The following is a 15,742-nucleotide window of genomic DNA, read 5'->3' on the forward strand; positions in this document are numbered from 1 at the left end:
GCCGGCGCCCGCCGTCCAGTGCCGTGCCTCACGCTCGGACCCCTCGCCGCGCGGCCCGGGTCGCGCGCCGCTACGGTCGAGCCGTGCCGACGCGTCAGCTCCATCTCGCCCAGGCGGGCCCGGCCGAGGTCGCCGACGCCCTCGCCGCGCTCCGTGCCGAGATCGGCGTGCCCGCCATGTTCCCCACCCCGGTGCGCGAGGAGGCGGAGCAGTCCGCCGCGGACGGCGGGTCCGCCCTCGGCGGCAAGGGGAGGAAGGGACGCCAGGACCGTCGCGACGTCGAGCTCGTGACCATCGACCCGCCCGGGTCGATGGACCTCGACCAGGCGGTGCACGTCGCGTCGTCGGGCCGCGGCTACATCGTCCGGTACGCCATCGCGGACGTCGCCGCGTTCGTGCGCCCGGGCGGCGCGCTCGACGCCGAGACGCACCGTCGCGGCACCACCGTCTACGGCCCGGACGTGCGCACCCCGCTGCACCCGCCGGTGCTGTCGGAGGGCGCCGCCAGCCTGCTGCCCGACGAGGACCGGCCCGCCGTCCTGTGGACGATCGGGCTGGACGCGGACGGCGAGATCACCAGCAGCTCCGTGACCCGCGCGACCGTGCGGTCGCGCGCCCGCCTCACCTACGGCGAGGTGCAGGGCCAGCTCGACGCCGGGACGGCGTCGGACTCCCTGGCCCTGCTGGCCGACGTGGGCCGCCTGCGCCAGGAGCGCGAGCGCGACCGCGGCGGGGTGTCGCTGGAGGTCCCCGAGCAGGAGATCGTGCCCGGGCCCGACGGGTCGTTCGCGCTCGAGCTGCGCCGCACCCTCCCGGTCGAGGGCTGGAACGCGCAGATCTCCCTCCTCACCGGCATCGTCGCGGCGGCCATGATGCGGGAGGCGGGCGTCGGCCTGCTGCGCACCCTGCCCCCGGCGGACGACCGTGACGTCGCGCGCCTGCGCCGCACCGCCGCGGCCCTCGGCATCGACTGGCCCGACGAGGTCTCGTACGCACAGCTGGTGCCGACGCTGGAGTCCCGGCGTCCCGCGCACGCGGCCTTCCTCGCCGAGGCGACGTCGCTCTTCCGCGGCGCGGGCTACCTGGCGTTCGGCGTGCCGGGCCCCGACGGCGGACCCCCGGTCGCGCTGCCCGCGGACGCCCGGCACGCGGCGATCGCGGCCGAGTACGCGCACGTGACGGCGCCGCTGCGGCGGCTCGCCGACCGCTACGCGACCGAGGTGTGCCTCGCGCACGCCGCGGGCAAGGAGCCGCCCGCGTGGGTGACCGAGGCGCTGCCCGGCCTGCCCGAGACGATGGCGGCGGCCTCGCGCACGGCCGGCGCGTTCGAGCGCGGCTGCGTGGACGTCGTCGAGGCCGCGCTGCTCTCCGGCCGGGAGGGACAGGTCTTCGACGGCGTCGTGGTCGACGTGCGGGGCGACGGCGACGCGGGGGGTCCGCAGCGCGGTGAGGTCATGCTCCGGGAGCCGGCCGTCCGGGCGCGGATCGAGGGCGCCGAGCTGCCGCTGGGCGAGCGCGTGCGGGCGACGCTGGCCGAGGCGTCCGTCCCCGACCGACGGGTGCTCTTCACCCTGGGGTGACCCGCCCGGGCGTCCTCGCGGAGGGGCCTGGCGGAGCGCCCCGGAACGGCGGCGTCAGGGTTCGAGGTCGGTGGCCGCCGCACCGGTGCGCACGTCCACGGGCACGGAGACCTGGTCGTGCGCGACCAGCCAGCGCTCGCCGTCGCGACGCAGGCCGAAGGTTCCGCGCACCCACGTCCCGGGTACGGCCGTGCCGTCGGCGAGGGTGCCGCGGAGCCGGCCGAAGGCGCGCCCGAAGGCGACGTGCTCGTCGACGGTCAGGGCGAGGTCGCGCAGCTCGTAGTCGACGGTGGCGAAGGTGTCGAAGACCTTCACCCAGTTCGCGAGCTTCGCCTCGATGCCGACGTGCTGCAGGGGAGGCTCGACGTCGAACGAGACGACGTCGGGCGCGTAGATCTCGCGCACCGCGTCGAGGTCCTTGGCGCGCAGGGCGCCGACGAGCGATCCCAGCAGCTCCCGGATCGCGGGCTCGTGGGGGTGGGTCGTGGCCATGGTCGCTCCTGCGGGTACGGGGAGGGGTCGAGGTTCGGCCGGGTGGAGAGCCCGGCCTCGTCCGACCGACGACGGCGGGCGCGCAGACGTGACGGTCGGCGTCTCGCCGCCGACGCCGCCCGAGGTGACGTTTTGATAACACTCCTGCCTTATAACGATTCAAGGTCTAGCGCCACCCGGGTGGCTATTCGTTAAGGTCCCTTCCCTAAGCAGTGCGAGACCGCAGCGGCGTGAGGGTGCGCTGCCGACTGGAAGGACCAACGATGATCCGAGGGAAGATCCGTGGACGGTGGCTCGCAGCCGCTGCCGCGCTGACGAGCGTGACCCTCCTGGCCGCCGGGTGCTCCGGCTCCGGCGAGGGCGACGAGGGTGGCGACGCCACCAACGCCCCCGCGGCCGAGGGTGTGGCCACGGACCAGGAGCTCGTGATCTGGGCCGGCTCCCAGACCCCGATCACCCCCAACTTCAACCCCTACGCCGTCGGCGTCCTCCACCTCGCCAACGGCGGCATCTACGAGACGCTGTTCGCGTTCAACAAGCTCCAGGACGTGGACCCCACGCCGATGCTCGCCGAGTCGTTCGAGTGGAACGAGGACGGCACCGAGCTCACGGTGAAGATCCGTGCGGGCGTGACGTGGAACGACGGCAAGCCGTTCACCGCCGACGACGTCGTCTACTCGTTCACGAACGACACCGCCAAGCCCGTGTACCTCAAGGACGCCGTGGCGCAGGACGAGTCCACCGTGGTGTTCTCCTTCGACGAGCCCGCGTACGCCAACGAGTTCGCGATCCTCGGCGGCACCTACATCGTGCCGAAGCACGTCTTCTCCGAGCACGAGAAGGACTCCGGCGAGGACGCCGAGGGCAACGCGCTCACCGGGCTCGTGGCCTGGGACAACGCGGAGTCGCCGGTCGGCACCGGCCCGTACATGCTCGACACGGCGTCCAACGCGGCCTACACGGCGAAGGCCAACCCGAACTACTGGGGCGGCGCGCCCAAGGTCGCGTCGCTGCGGTACGTCGGCATCGACCAGAACCAGTCGGCCGAGGACCTCCTCACCACCGGCCAGATCGACTGGACCACGATGTTCGTGCCCGACCCCGACCGCGTCACCTCCACGGGCGGCTTCGGCTACGTCAACACTCCCGTCGACCCGGTGGTGCTCTACACGTGCTCGAGCACGGACCTGGGCTGCGAGGGCGCCCAGACCGACGTCGCCGTCCGGCAGGCGCTCAACGCCGCCATCGACCGCTCCGCGATCACCGAGAAGGCGTTCGTCGGGCTCGCCAAGCCGATCTCGCCGACGTTCGCGCTGCTCGGTCGCGACGACAAGTGGATCGCGGACGGCATGCCGAAGGAGTCGCCGCAGACCGCCGACGCCGCGGCCGCGGGCAAGATCCTCGAGGACGCCGGCTACACCAAGGACGCCGACGGCTTCTACGGCAAGGACGGCAAGCCGATCGACCTGACGCTGACCTCCGTCGACGGCTGGTCGGACTTCAACAACGCCGCCAAGCTCATCGAGGAGCAGGCCAAGGCCGCGGGCATCAAGGTCACCGCGTCCACGATCTCCTGGAACGAGTTCGCCGACGCCCGCGTCTCCGGCGAGTTCGAGCTGATCATGGGCGGCGTCGTCGGCACGTCGTTGGCCGACCCGTTCCAGATCTACCGCGAGTGGTTCACCGGCGACTACACGCAGAAGGTCGGGACCGCCCTCGAGCCGGGGGAGTGGAACATCTCCCGGTACGACAACGACGAGGTCAACGCCGCCGTGGACGCCGCGTCCCAGACCAACGACGAGGCCGCCAAGAAGGAGGCCTACGCCACGGTCCAGGAGCACATCGTCGAGGACCTGCCGTACATCCCGATCGTCGTGAACGGCACGCAGACGTTCTTCAACACGACGAAGTTCACCGGCTGGCCCACGGAGGACGACATGTACATGTTCCCGCCGTCGTGGCAGGGCCCGTCGTCCGGCGTGATCCTCGGCAAGCTCGGCGGCGCCCAGTAACGCGCCCCCCGACCGTGACCGGCGGGCTGGTTCGCCAGCCCGCCGGTCACCCGCACACCCGCACCACGACGCTGTGACGCACGAAGCGAGGAGGAGCCGCATGCCCGCGACACCGAAGGGCGGCCCGACCCCATGAAGTTCTACGCCAGGCGGATCGCCTTCTACGCGGTGACGCTGTGGGCCGCGATCTCGCTGAACTTCCTCATCCCGCGCATGCTGCCGGGCGACCCGTTCGCGATCCTCATGGCGAAGCTGCAGCGCGCCGGGGGCATCCCGGCGGGCACGGAGAACAGCATCCGGCTCCTCCTCGGGGCGGCGGAGGACCAGACCCTGTGGGAGCAGTACCTCACGTACTGGAAGAACGTCCTCACCGGGAACCTCGGCGTCTCCGTGACGAACTTCCCGACCCCCGTCACCGAGCTCATCGGCGACGCGCTGCCCTGGACCCTCGGCCTCGTCGGCACCGCCACGATCATCTCGTTCGTGCTCGGCATCGGGCTCGGCGCACTCGCCGGCTGGAAGCGCGGCACCTGGGTGGACAGCCTGGTGCCCAGCACCACGATGCTGCAGTCGCTGCCCTACTTCTGGGTGGCCCTCGTGCTCATCTTCGTGTTCGCCGTGAGCCTCCAGTGGTTCCCCATCATCGGCGCCTACGACGTCTTCCACTTCAACGGACCCGAGTGGAGCTGGGCCTTCGTCGGCTCGGTGCTCTACCACGCGTTCCTCCCGGCCGTGACGATCGTTATCTCGTCCGTCGGCGGCTGGCTGCTGGGGATGCGCAACATGATGGTCTCCACGCTGTCGGAGGACTACGTCACGACCGCCGAGGCGAAGGGCCTGCGTCCGCGCCGCGTGTTCACCACCTACGCGATGCGCAACGCCGCGCTGCCGTCGCTCGCCGGATTCGGTGTCTCCCTCGGCTTCGTCGTCGCCGGGTCGCTCGTCATGGAGCAGGTCTTCACCTACCCCGGCGTCGGCAAGCTCATGATCACGGCGGTGCGCAACAACGACTACGCGCTGATGCAGGGCGTGTTCCTCGTCATCACGCTCGCGGTCCTTGCAGCGCTGTTCCTCATGGACCTCATCTACGGCTTCCTGGACCCGAGGACGCGCCACCATGACTGACACCGACACCACCGCACCCACCACGCCGGCCACGCCGGACAAGCCCGCCGTACCGCCGGTCACGAGGTCCGGCGTCCGCCAGATGATGCCCTCCATGTCGGGCAAGCTCCTCGCGGGCCTCATCCTCATCGGCGCGATCGTGCTGTTCGCGATCGTGGGCCCCCTCGTCACCCAGGACCCGCGCAGCTCCGGCAACGACGCGATGCTGCCGCCCCAGCCCGGCCACTGGCTCGGGACCACGAGCCTCGGCTACGACGTGCTGGCGCAGCTCGCCGAGGGTGCTCGCGGCTCTCTGATCGTCGGCGTCTCGGCCGGGCTCGTGGCCATCGTCCTCGCGCTCCTGTTCGGCGTCGTCGCCGGGTACCTGCGCGGCTGGACCGACGAGTTCCTCTCGCTGGTCACCGGCATCATGCTCGTCATCCCCGGCCTGCCCCTGATGATCGTCGTCGCGAGCTACCTGCAGGTGCGCAGCCTGTGGGTCGTGGCGCTCATCCTCGGAGTCACGGCCTTCGCGGGGCCTGCCGTCGTGCTGCGGTCCCAGGCCCGGTCGCTGCGGGTGCGCGACTACGTGTCGGCCGCCCGCGTCGCGGGGGAGAAGACGCCGCGCATCATCCTCGTCGAGGTGCTGCCCAACCTGCTGCCCCTGCTGGCGTCGCAGTTCCTGTTCGCCATCGTGCTCGCCATCCTCGGCGAGGCGGGTCTGTCGTACCTGGGCCTGGGCCCCAACGGGTCGATCACCTGGGGCACGATGCTCAACGAGGCCCAGGGCGGCGGCGCGCTCACGCGCGGCGCCTGGTGGTGGTTCGTCCCGCCCGGCCTGATGATCGCCCTGTTCGGCACCGGCCTGTCGCTGGTCAACTTCGCCATCGACGAGATCGTCAACCCGAAGCTCCGCCTCGCGCCCGCCGCGGCCAAGAGCGTCCGCGAGGCGCGCAAGGCCGGGAAGGACAAGCTCGGCCGCCACAGCTCGCCGACCGCGACCGCGGACCTGACCGTCCCGGACGAGGCGGCGGGCACCGACCGACCCGCCACCGACCACGGAGACCCGTCCGGCCAGAAGGAGAGGGTCGACGTATGACCGCCACGACCACCACCGGCCCGCTGTCGTCGCCGACGCACGCCGAGCACGTGGCCCGCCTCGAGCCGGTGCTCACCGCCCGGCACGTGTCCATCGAGTACGAGGTGGACCCGCCCGTCCGCGCCGTCGACGACGTCTCGCTCACGCTGCACCGCGGCGAGATCCTGGGGCTGGCCGGCGAGTCCGGCTGCGGCAAGACGACGCTGGCCTACGGTCTCAACCGGCTCCTCAAGCCGCCCGCCATCCTGCGGTCGGGCGAGGTCACGTTCCACGACGCGAACGGCCACGACATCGACGTCGTCAGCCTCACCGGCGACGCGCTGCGGGCCTTCCGCTGGGACAAGGTCTCGATGGTCTTCCAGGGCGCGATGAACTCGCTCAACCCGGTGATCAGCGTCCGCAAGCAGCTCGGTGACGTCCTCACCACCCACCGGCCGCAGATGGGCAAGAAGGAGCGGGACGCGCGCGCGGCCGAGCTCCTCGAGCTCGTCGGCGTCGACCCCGGACGACTCGACAGCTTCGCCCACGAGCTCTCCGGCGGCATGCGTCAGCGCGTCATGATCGCCATGGCGATGGCGCTCAACCCGCAGGTCATGATCATGGACGAGCCGACGACGGCGCTCGACGTCGTCGTCCAGCGCGGCATCCTGCGCGAGATCATGCGGCTGCGCGAGCGATTCAACTTCGCCGTCGTGTTCATCACCCACGACCTGCCGCTGCTGCTCGAGATCAGCGACCGCATCGCCGTCATGCGCGCCGGGCGGATCGTCGAGCTCGACACCTCCGAGTCCATCTACGCGCGCGCCCAGCACCCGTACACGCGGCAGCTGCTGGACTCGTTCCCGAGCCTCACGGGCGACCGCGGCTCGTTCGTCCGCACCGGCGTCACCAGCGACGCCGCCAACGGGGAGGCGTCATGAGCAGCCTCGAGGTCCGCAACCTCGTCAAGGAGTTCAAGGTCCGCAACGGGCTGCGCAGCGGCACGCTGCGCGCCGTGAACGACGTGTCGTTCACCCTCGAGCCGGGCAAGACGATCGCGCTCGTGGGCGAGTCCGGTTCCGGCAAGTCCACCGTGGCGAAGATGATCTCCCAGCTGGAGACGCCGACGACCGGGGAGATCCTGCTCGACGGCCACCCCATCGGGCGGCGCGGGCGCGCCCTGTCCAGCTACCGCCACCAGGTCCAGATGGTCTTCCAGGACCCGTTCGCGTCGCTGAACCCGTACCACACGGTGGCCCACCACCTGGAGCGGCCGCTGCGGCTGCACGGCGTCGCCCAGGGCGACGCGCTCGAGCCCGCCGTCCACGACCTGCTCGAGCGCGTCAACCTCACCCCGCCCGAGACGTACGCGGTCAAGCGGCCGCACGAGATGTCCGGGGGCCAGCGCCAGCGCGTCGCCATCGCCCGGGCGCTCGCGCCCGGCGCGCGGTTCCTCGTCGCCGACGAGCCCGTGTCCATGCTCGACGTCTCCATCCGGCTCGGTGTCCTCAACCTGCTCGCCCGCCTGCAGCGCGAGGAGAACCTCGGCGTCCTCTACATCACCCACGACCTCGCCACCGCGCGGCACTTCAGCGACGAGATCATCGTGATGTTCCGAGGGGACATCGTGGAGCGGGGCCCGTCCGACGACGTCATCCTCGACCCCCAGCACGACTACACGAAGACGCTGCTGGCGGCCGCCCCGGAGCCCTCCCGTCATGGGCGGTTGCGCGAGGAGGTGCGGGCGGAGCTGGCCTCCTAGTACTGCTTCGTCGCCTTGCGGTCGCGCGTGTCGGCGGGGTCTTCGCGCGGACGCGTTCACGGGCGCCAGGGCGCCCTCCACTTCGGGAGGGATACGTCCGCGCGAAGACCCCGCCGACCCGCGCTCGTCCTTCGGCTCGCCGCGTTGGTCCGTCGAGCGGCCCCCGCGGTCCACATGCGCCCCCGTCGGCCGACGCCTGGGCGGGTGGCCCTTCGTGCGGCCGGCACGGCGTGCGGGGGCGACGTCGTCGGCCGGTGGGTGGGGAGGCTTAAGGTGCTGGCGTGCCTGCGCGACGACGGACCGAACCTGCTGCTGGACGGGCGGCCGTGGCCGCGTGGCTGGGCGGCGACACCTCGCGACCCGTGGTGACGACGGCGGTGCGGTTCACGCTGGAGGAGCTGGCCGACGTCGCGCCCGGGAATTCCGTGGAGGTGCGGGTGCCGCCGGCCGGGGCCGTGCAGGCCGTGGCCGGGCCGCGGCACACGCGCGGGACGCCGCCCAACGTGGTGGAGACCGACGTCGAGACGTGGCTCGAGCTCGCCACCGGGCGGGTCTCGTGGGACGACGCCGTGGGAGCCGGGCGGGTGAGCGCGTCGGGGGAGCGGGCCGACCTCTCCGCACTGCTGCCGCTGCAGGCCGCGCGTCCTCGCCCCTGACCCGCCCGCTCCCCGCGCGGCGCGCGGACGTCGGTGGGTTCCGCTACGTTCGGCGGCACCGGGCAGGAACGCGTTCCCGACGGCCGGACGACGACGTCCGGTGACACGGGGTTCACCGACGATTCACGCGGGCCTGCTGAGGTGACGTCACCCACGTCCGCCGCGAAGGAGCCACCGTGAGCCCTACCCGTCCCGCCCGTCTCCGAGGACCGCTCGCGGCCGCCGCCGCGGCCGCGCTCGTCCTCCCCCTGGGCGCCGCCCTCGCCGCCCCGGCGTCCGCCGCCGTCTCGCCCGCCGCCCCCGTCGTCATCGACGAGGTGTACGGGGGCGGCGGCAACAGCGGTGCCGCGTTCAACCAGGACTTCGTCGAGCTGTACAACCCGACGGACGCCGCCGTCCCGCTCGACGGCTGGTCGGTGCAGTACGCGTCCGCGGCGGGCACGTGGGCGAACGGCGCGCAGACGAACCTGTCCGGCGAGATCCCGGCGGGCGGGTCGTTCCTCGTCGCGGAGGCGCTGGGCTCCAACACCTCGCTTCCCGCGCTGCCGACGCCCGACGTCACCGGCACCATCGCGATGTCCGGCACGGGCGCCAAGGTCGCGCTGGTGCGCTCGACGGACCGGCTCGGCTGCGCGGGCGCCGACTGCGCCGCGGCCGACGCCGTCGTCGACCTCGTCGGCTGGGGTCCGACCGCCAACGCCTTCGCCGGCTCGGGTCCGGCGCCGGCGACGACGAACGCGACGTCGGTCGCGCGCCGCGACCACGCGCACACCGCCGACAATGCCGCCGACTTCGCCGCCGGGGCCCCGACGCCCACCGCGAGCGGCGCCGACCCGGGCACCGACCCCGGCCCGGCCGAGGAGGCGACGATCGCCGAGATCCAGGGCGCCGGCGCGACGTCGCCGCTGGCCGGGACGACCGTGACGACCACCGGCGTCGTCACCGCCACCTACCCCGCGGGCGGCTTCGACGGCCTGTACCTCCAGACGGCGGGCACCGGCGGGGACCCCGCCGACGACTCGACGCCGGGCGCGTCCGACGCCGTCTTCGTGTACTCGCGCGCCGCGGCGACCGAGCTCGAGGTGGGCGACCACGTGGAGGTCACGGGCGAGGTCAGCGAGCACCAGGGCCTCACGGAGGTCACCGCCGACGCGTGGACCGTGCTCGACGAGCCGGGCGCCGTCGAGCCGCTGGCCACGACCTGGCCCGCGACGGACGCCGAGCGGGAGGCCCTCGAGGGCATGCTGCTCGCCCCGCAGGGCGACTTCACCGTCACGGACAACTACGACACGAACTTCTACGGCACGATCGGGCTCGCCGCGGGCGGCTCGCCGCTGGTGCAGCCGACCACGGTCGGGCGCCCCGGCTCGGTGGAGGCGAAGCAGCAGGCCGAGGACAACGCGGCCCGCGCGGTCCTGCTGGACGACGGCGCGTCGACGAACTACGGCTCCGCGGCGAACTCCTCGCAGCCGCTGCCGTGGCTGACGGGCGGCGCACCGGTGCGGGTCGGCGCCGCGGTGACCTTCACGCGGCCCGTCGTCCTCGACTACCGCTACGACGCCTGGGGGCTGCAGCCGCAGCACCGCCTGACGCCCGACGTCGCCGACGCCGTGCAGCCCGCCACGTTCGAGGACACCCGCGAGGCGGCGCCCGAGGACGTCGGCGGCACGCTGCAGGTGGGCACGTTCAACGTGCTCAACTACTTCACGACCACGGGCGACCAGCTCGAGGGGTGCACGTACTACACCGACCGCGCGGGCGACCCGGTCACCGTCCGCGGCGGCTGCGACGCCCGCGGCGCGGCCGAGGCCGAGGACCTGGAGCGCCAGCAGGGCAAGATCGTCGCCGCGATCTCCGCTCTCGGCACCGACGTCGTCGGGCTCGAGGAGATCGAGAACTCCGCCGCGTTCGGCAAGGACCGCGACCAGGCCCTGTCCGACCTCGTGGACGCGCTGAACGCGCACGACGGCGCGGGCACCTGGGCGTACGTCGCGTCCCCGGCCGACCTCCCGGACAGCGAGGACGTGATCCGCACCGCGTTCGTCTACCGGGCCGCGGGCGCCGAGCCGGTCGGTGCATCCCGGATCCTCGACGACCCGGAGGCCTTCGGCAACGCGCGCCAGCCGCTGGCGCAGGTGTTCCAGCCGGCCGGCGGGGTCGACGCCGACCCGGGCGACGACGTCGTGGTGATCACGAACCACTTCAAGTCGAAGGGCTCCGCCGGCCCGTGGCCCGGCGACGAGGACACGGGCGACGGTCAGGGCGCGTCGAACGAGTCGCGCGTGCGCCAGGCGACCGCGCTGGCGGCGTTCGCCGACGACGTCGCCGCGGACGCCGGGACCGACGCCGTGCTGCTGGTGGGGGACTTCAACTCCTACGAGCAGGAGGACCCGATCACGGTCCTCACCGACGCCGGGTACACCGACCTCGGGCCCACGACGGGGGAGTACACCTACGCGTTCGACGGCGCCGTCGGCTCCCTCGACCACGCGCTCGCGTCGTCGGGCCTGGTCGACCGGGTGACCGGCACCGACATCTGGAACATCAACGCGTACGAGCCGGTGGCGAACGAGTACAGCCGCTACAACTACAACGCGACCATCCTCTACGACGAGTCGCCGTTCCGGTCCTCCGACCACGACCCGCTCCTCGTCGGGCTGGACCTCGCGCCGTCCGCGCCCGCGTGGGACCGGGGCACGCGCTACGGCCGCGGCGACCGCGTGGTGCACGGCGGCGCGCTGTACGAGGCGACCCGCCCCAACCGGGACAAGGAGCCGGGGACCAAGCCGCACGGGCCGTGGCAGGAGGTCCTCCCGCAGTGACGGCCGCCACGCGGTGACGGTGCGGGAGAGCGTCGGGGCGTCGTCGAGGGTGGCATAGGCTCGAGGGGTGAGCAGCTCCACCCCCGACGGCCCCGTGCAGGGCGACGTCCCGGCGACGTCCGACGCCGCCCCTCGTCCGGAGGCGCCCGCCGGCGACCCCTCGGCCGCGCCGACGGGCCAGGACGTCGCGACGCCCGCGGCCGAACGTCCCGAGGGCACCGCGCCGACCCCGGCTCCGGCCGCCGAGGAGCCGCAGGACGTGACGCTGCTGGTCGACCCGGAGCGGGTGCGCCGCGCTCCCAAGTACCCGGTGTTCCTGTGGATGGGCGCGCTGGTCGGCGCCGTCGTCGGGCTGATCTTCTCGACGTGGCTGATCGACGCCTCCGGCGCCGCCGAGACCCTGATGAAGCCGGGCGTGTACGTGTCGGTGATGATCCTGGGCGGGATCGCCGTCGGCCTGGGCGTCGGCGGGCTGATCGCGGTGATCTCCGACCGGCGCAGCCTGCGGCGCCGCTGACGCGTTCGGGCAGGTCGACGCACCGGGGCCCTGTGGGATACTCGAGCCATGCCCTTGCGCCCTGACGGCCGCCTGAACCATGACCTCATGCCCGGCGAGAAGGGCCCCCAGGACGCGTGCGGCGTCTTCGGGGTCTGGGCCCCCGGCGAGGAGGTCGCCAAGCTCGCCTACTTCGGCCTGTACGCCCTGCAGCACCGCGGACAGGAGTCCGCGGGCATCGCCACCAGCAACGGTGAGCAGATCCTCGTCTACAAGGACATGGGCCTCGTGTCACAGGTCTTCGACGAGACGGCGCTCGACGCCCTCACCGGCCACCTCGCGGTGGGCCACTGCCGGTACTCCACCACCGGTGGCGTGACCTGGGAGAACGCCCAGCCGACCCTCGGCGCGACCGCGGGCGGCACCGTCGCCCTCGGGCACAACGGCAACCTCACCAACTCCGCCGAGCTCGTGAACCTCGTGGCGGAGCGCTACGGCGCCCAGCGGCGCGGCGAGCTCGCGCGCGGCAACACCACCGACACGGCGCTCATCACGGCCCTGCTGGCCGGCGACGCCGACCACACCCTCGCGCAGACGGCGCTCGAGGTGCTGCCCAAGCTGCGGGGCGCGTTCTCGCTCGTTTTCATGGACGAGGGCACCCTCTACGCCGCGCGCGACCCGCAGGGCGTGCGCCCGCTGGTGCTGGGCCGCCTGCAGCGCGGCTGGGTGGTCGCGTCCGAGACGCCGGCCCTCGACATCGTCGGCGCGTCGTACGTGCGCGACGTCGAGCCGGGCGAGCTCATCACCATCGACGCCGACGGCCTGCGGTCCGAGAGGTTCGCCGAGCCGGAGCGCGCGGGCTGCGTCTTCGAGTACGTCTACCTCGCCCGCCCCGACAACACGATCAACGGACGCTCCGTGCACGCGGCGCGCGTCGAGATGGGCCGCACGCTGGCCCGGGAGCACCCGGTCGAGGCGGACCTCGTCATCCCGACGCCGGAGTCCGGCACGCCCGCCGCCGTCGGGTACGCCACCGAGTCGGGCATCCCGTTCGGGCAGGGGCTCACCAAGAACGCCTACGTGGGCCGTACGTTCATCCAGCCGTCCGACACGCTCCGCCAGCTGGGCATCCGCCTCAAGCTCAACCCGCTCAAGGAGGTGATCCGCGGCAAGCGCCTCGTCGTCGTCGACGACTCGATCGTGCGCGGCAACACCCAGCGGGCCCTCATCCGCATGCTCCGCGAGGCGGGCGCCGCCGAGGTGCACGTCCGGATCTCGTCGCCGCCGGTGAAGTGGCCGTGCTTCTACGGCATCGACTTCGCGTCGCGCGCCGAGCTCATCGCCAACGGCCTCAGCCCGGACGAGATCGGCCAGTCCCTGGGCGCGGACTCCCTCGGCTACATCTCCACCGAGGGCATGATCGCCGCCACCGAGCAGCCGGCGTCCCAGCTGTGCGCCGCCTGCTTCACGGGCAAGTACCCGATCGAGCTCCCCACCGCCGACCAGCTCGGCAAGCACCTCCTGGAGCAGGCCGAGCTGCCGCTCGGCGCGCCGGAGGACGGGCTCCGACAGGTCTCCGTGGGCGCCGGTGGCGGCACCGCGCTCGACCACCCGTGATTCCCAGCCGACCGACCCAGCCGACGAACGGTGAGCCCCACGTGACGAACGAACCCCTGACCTACGCCGCGGCCGGCGTCGACACCGAGGCCGGCGACAAGGCTGTCGAGCTGATGAAGGACGCCGTGCGCCGCACGCACGGGCCCGCCGTCCTCGGCGGCGTGGGCGGCTTCGCGGGGCTCTTCGACCTCTCGGCGATCCGCGAGTACCGCAAGCCGCTGCTCGCGACGTCGACCGACGGCGTCGGCACCAAGGTCGCGATCGCGCAGGCGATGGACAAGCACGACACGATCGGCTTCGACCTCGTCGGCATGGTCGTGGACGACATCGTCGTGGTGGGCGCCGAGCCGCTGTTCATGACGGACTACATCGCCACCGGCAAGGTCGTCCCGGAGCGTGTGGCCGACATCGTGCGCGGCATCGCGCAGGCGTGCGAGGTGGCCGGCACGGCCCTCGTGGGCGGCGAGACGGCCGAGCACCCCGGCCTCCTGGCCCCGGACGAGTACGACGTCGCGGGCGCGGCCACGGGCATCGTCGAGGCGGACGCCGTGCTCGGCCCGGAGCGGGTGCGCGCCGGCGACGTGCTGGTCGCGATGGGCTCGAGCGGCCTGCACTCGAACGGCTACTCGCTGGTGCGCGCCGTCGTGAAGCACGCCGGCTGGTCGCTGGACCGCCACGTCGAGGAGTTCGGCCGCACCCTGGGCGAGGAGCTGCTGGAGCCCACCCGCGTGTACGCGCGCGACGTCCTCGCGCTCGCCGAGGACCCGGCCGCGCAGGTGCACGCCGTCACGCACGTGACGGGTGGCGGCCTCGCGGCGAACCTCGCGCGGGTGCTGCCCGCCGGCACGGTGGCGACCGTGGACCGCGCGTCGTGGGAGGTGCCCGCCGTCTTCCGGACCGTGCGTGAGCTGGGCTCGGTGCCGCGTCGGGACCTGGAGAACACGCTCAACCTCGGCGTCGGCATGGTGGCGGTCGTCGGCGCGGACGGCGTCGACGCGGCGCTGGCGACGCTCGCGGCCCGCGGCGTGCCGGCGTGGGTGCTGGGCTCGGTCGAGGACCTGGACCCGGCTGCGGCGCCCGAGGACCTGGTGGCCGGGACCAAGGGCGTGCAGGGCGGCGCCGTGCGCCTCACGGGCGACTACCGCTGACGACTCGGCCCGGGGGAGGCCCCGTGGCATGACGAAGGGCCGGACGGCTGCTGCCGTCCGGCCCTTCGCGCAGCGTCGGAACCCGTGGATCACGGGGTCCGACGCCGGGGACTCAGCGCTCGTCGCCCCAGGAGTTGTATCGGTTGTCGTACTCGTCGTCGTCGGAGAAGCGATCCTCCGTGGCGACATCCGTGCGACTGCCTCCGCCGCTCTTGAGCTCCTGCTCGAGCGCGTGGTAGTTCGTCTCGGGGCTGTAGTACTTCAGCTCGCGAGCGACCTTAGTCTGCTTTGCCTTCTGACGGCCGCGGCCCATGGCTGAGACCCCCTCAACGTAGGAGCGGGGCTTGCGCCGTCCGTGACGGCGGCCCCGTGCGTAAGTAGTCTGTTCAGACCCCAACGGTACATGCTCGCGCGCCATTCCCTCCACTCAGCGACACGTGCCGCGCGCATCGACGGCCGTGGGAGCGGGTGATCCTGCCCGGATCGTGTCTCAGGTCACGAGACCGTTCGGTGCGTAGAGCGGTCCGGAGGGCGGCAGGGCCTGGCAGAACGGACGCACGGGCACGAGTCCATCCATGCCCGGACGATCCGGACGATTTCATCCGGCTCCCAAGTCGCCTCAATCCCGCTTTCTGCACACAATGGATGAGCGAGACCGTGTCCGCACACCGGGCGCCGCCCGGGCCGGTCCGTACCAGGAGGTGCAGGGGATGTCGCTCCACGGAGACTCCGAGGTTCTGCTGACGCCTGCCGAGGTGGCCAGCCTGTTCCGCGTCGACCCGAAGACCGTGACCCGCTGGGCGAAGGCGGGAAAGCTCTCGTCGATCCGCACGCTCGGTGGTCACCGCCGCTACAAGGAGTCGGAGGTGCGCGCGCTGCTCGGCGCCGCCTCCGAGGAGGCGACGCCGGACAACAAGTAGGGCGGCCCGGAGGAGGGCGGCCCGCTGGGCCGTCGCCGCGCCGCCCGGGCGCGGC

14 protein-coding genes are annotated in these 15,742 nt (G+C 72.8%); 12 read left to right on the forward strand and 2 right to left on the reverse strand.

From position 1 onward, the window contains the following. Positions 1-83 precede the first annotated feature (83 nt). Complete coding sequence (locus ACQP60_RS18675; protein ID WP_429735680.1) at positions 84-1,580, forward strand: RNB domain-containing ribonuclease; 1,497 nt, start codon at positions 84-86, stop codon at positions 1,578-1,580. Between the two features lie 54 nt (positions 1,581-1,634). Here ACQP60_RS18675 and ACQP60_RS18680 read toward each other — a convergent pair whose 3' ends face one another. After that, complete coding sequence (locus ACQP60_RS18680) at positions 1,635-2,072, reverse strand: YybH family protein (RefSeq protein ID WP_429735683.1); 438 nt, start codon at positions 2,070-2,072, stop codon at positions 1,635-1,637. Positions 2,073-2,335: 263 nt separating this feature from the next. Here ACQP60_RS18680 and ACQP60_RS18685 point away from each other — a divergent pair, with 263 nt between their 5' ends. The 10 genes from ACQP60_RS18685 to purM all read left to right on the forward strand — a co-directional run bounded on the left by ACQP60_RS18685 (position 2,336) and on the right by purM (position 14,767). After that, entirely contained in the window at positions 2,336-4,084 is a 1,749-nt protein-coding gene (locus ACQP60_RS18685) for an ABC transporter substrate-binding protein (protein WP_429735685.1), read from the forward strand. Positions 4,085-4,216: 132 nt separating this feature from the next. Further along, positions 4,217-5,209: an ABC transporter permease gene (locus ACQP60_RS18690; protein ID WP_429735687.1), complete on the forward strand. Its 993-nt coding sequence runs from the start codon at positions 4,217-4,219 to the stop codon at positions 5,207-5,209. Further along, on the forward strand, positions 5,202-6,287 hold the full coding sequence (locus ACQP60_RS18695) for an ABC transporter permease (RefSeq protein WP_429735689.1): 1,086 nt from the start codon (positions 5,202-5,204) through the stop codon (positions 6,285-6,287). The genes ACQP60_RS18690 and ACQP60_RS18695 overlap by 8 nt, the downstream gene beginning before the upstream one ends. Further along, a complete protein-coding gene (locus ACQP60_RS18700; RefSeq protein WP_429735691.1) occupies positions 6,284-7,207 on the forward strand; it encodes an ABC transporter ATP-binding protein in 924 nt (307 codons plus the stop codon). Before ACQP60_RS18695 ends, ACQP60_RS18700 begins: the two co-directional genes overlap by 4 nt. Further along, a complete protein-coding gene (locus tag ACQP60_RS18705; protein ID WP_429735693.1) occupies positions 7,204-8,028 on the forward strand; it encodes an ABC transporter ATP-binding protein in 825 nt (274 codons plus the stop codon). Before ACQP60_RS18700 ends, ACQP60_RS18705 begins: the two co-directional genes overlap by 4 nt. 281 nt (positions 8,029-8,309) lie before the next feature. Beyond that, a complete protein-coding gene (locus ACQP60_RS18710) occupies positions 8,310-8,684 on the forward strand; it encodes a sterol carrier family protein (RefSeq protein WP_429735695.1) in 375 nt (124 codons plus the stop codon). A gap of 176 nt (positions 8,685-8,860) precedes the next feature. Further along, positions 8,861-11,506, forward strand: coding sequence for an ExeM/NucH family extracellular endonuclease (locus tag ACQP60_RS18715; protein ID WP_429735697.1), 2,646 nt, complete (start codon positions 8,861-8,863; stop codon positions 11,504-11,506). A gap of 67 nt (positions 11,507-11,573) precedes the next feature. Further along, complete coding sequence (locus tag ACQP60_RS18720; RefSeq protein ID WP_429735699.1) at positions 11,574-12,023, forward strand: hypothetical protein; 450 nt, start codon at positions 11,574-11,576, stop codon at positions 12,021-12,023. A gap of 48 nt (positions 12,024-12,071) precedes the next feature. Then, positions 12,072-13,619 (forward strand): amidophosphoribosyltransferase, encoded by a 1,548-nt coding sequence (gene purF / locus ACQP60_RS18725; protein ID WP_429735701.1) that lies wholly within the window; start codon positions 12,072-12,074, stop codon positions 13,617-13,619. 41 nt (positions 13,620-13,660) lie between these two features. Continuing rightward, positions 13,661-14,767 (forward strand): phosphoribosylformylglycinamidine cyclo-ligase, encoded by a 1,107-nt coding sequence (gene purM / locus ACQP60_RS18730; protein ID WP_429735703.1) that lies wholly within the window; start codon positions 13,661-13,663, stop codon positions 14,765-14,767. A 112-nt stretch (positions 14,768-14,879) separates the two neighbouring features. Here the strand turns inward: purM and ACQP60_RS18735 are convergent, their stop codons facing one another. Next, positions 14,880-15,080: a DUF3073 domain-containing protein gene (locus ACQP60_RS18735; protein ID WP_429735705.1), complete on the reverse strand. Its 201-nt coding sequence runs from the start codon at positions 15,078-15,080 to the stop codon at positions 14,880-14,882. Positions 15,081-15,477: 397 nt separating this feature from the next. On the opposite strand from ACQP60_RS18735, the gene ACQP60_RS18740 reads away from it, so the two are divergent. Then, complete coding sequence (locus ACQP60_RS18740; protein WP_416342820.1) at positions 15,478-15,687, forward strand: BldC family transcriptional regulator; 210 nt, start codon at positions 15,478-15,480, stop codon at positions 15,685-15,687. The last annotated feature ends 55 nt before the right edge of the window (positions 15,688-15,742 follow it).

Origin of the sequence: Isoptericola variabilis (assembly GCF_050311655.1) — a bacterium.
Lineage (GTDB): Bacteria > Actinomycetota > Actinomycetes > Actinomycetales > Cellulomonadaceae > Isoptericola > Isoptericola variabilis.